Origin of the sequence: Legionella gresilensis (assembly GCF_900639865.1) — a bacterium.
Classification (GTDB): Bacteria; Pseudomonadota; Gammaproteobacteria; order Legionellales; family Legionellaceae; genus Legionella_C; species Legionella_C gresilensis.
Window position 1 is genome coordinate 8,752 of record NZ_CAAAHX010000030.1, and the last position, 912, is coordinate 9,663.

Here is a 912-nt window from a genome sequence, read left to right on the forward strand (position 1 = left end):
CGTACCTTAAAATATAAAGCGCATGTCTGCACAACGAGCCAAAGTCGCGTTATTTTAGACATTAAAATAACCACCGGTGCCGTCCATGATTCGCAATCCTACCTTGAGCAGCTCAATGCGATTAAGCTAGGTTTAAATCATGACATTGATGAAGTCATCGCTGATCGCGCTTACGGTTCAGGGCATATTATTGCAACGCTCAAATCAATGGGTATGACCACCACTATTCCTTTATTTAATACTCGTAGTGGTACAGCGCAAAGAACCATAACACCTGGCTTTTATTACGATGCAGAGAAAGACATCTACCGTTGTCCTGCTAATTACGAGCTTAAGCCAGGCAAATTATTAAAAAATGACTACATGCTCTATCATTCTAGGGTAACACACTGTCAGAACTGCATTATCAGTTGTCAGGCGCCTAAGAAAAAAAATCGAGCGATTCGAGTCATTGCAAGGCACACTCATTTTGACTTATTTCAACAAGTTACATTGGCTATGCAGACACCATTATTCAAGCAAAAGTTAGTTGAAAGGCTTGCAAGAATTGAAAGTGTCATGAATGAGTTAAAAAACTACCATTGCTTAGCAAAAGCACGTTTCCGTGGCATTCATAACGTGCAAATACAAGCTTACATGGCAGCCATTGCTATCAATATTAAACGGATAGTTTTTTTATTTTTTATTAATGTCCTAATCTTGCTTAAATATAAACTACCTTTTGCAACAGGCCGGGTCGTTTTTTAAGACACATGATTTAATAGGCGACTTTTAATAGGTTTATCTATGATTATCTTCTTTCTTCTTTGAGTACTTATTAGTCTTCTATATAATGCGCTACTTTAATTCATTAAAGGGAAACAGTATTATGAAATCTAACACTATAAAATCATATAGTAAAAGAGGCGCTAT

The 912-nt window shown here is 36.7% G+C and carries 1 protein-coding gene; it reads left to right on the forward strand.

Going from position 1 to position 912, the window contains the following annotated elements; genetic code table 11:
- A partial coding sequence (locus tag E1P04_RS17190; RefSeq protein WP_165482847.1) for a transposase occupies positions 1-747 on the forward strand: 747 nt, incomplete at its 5' end.
- Between the last annotated feature and the right edge of the window lie 165 nt (positions 748-912).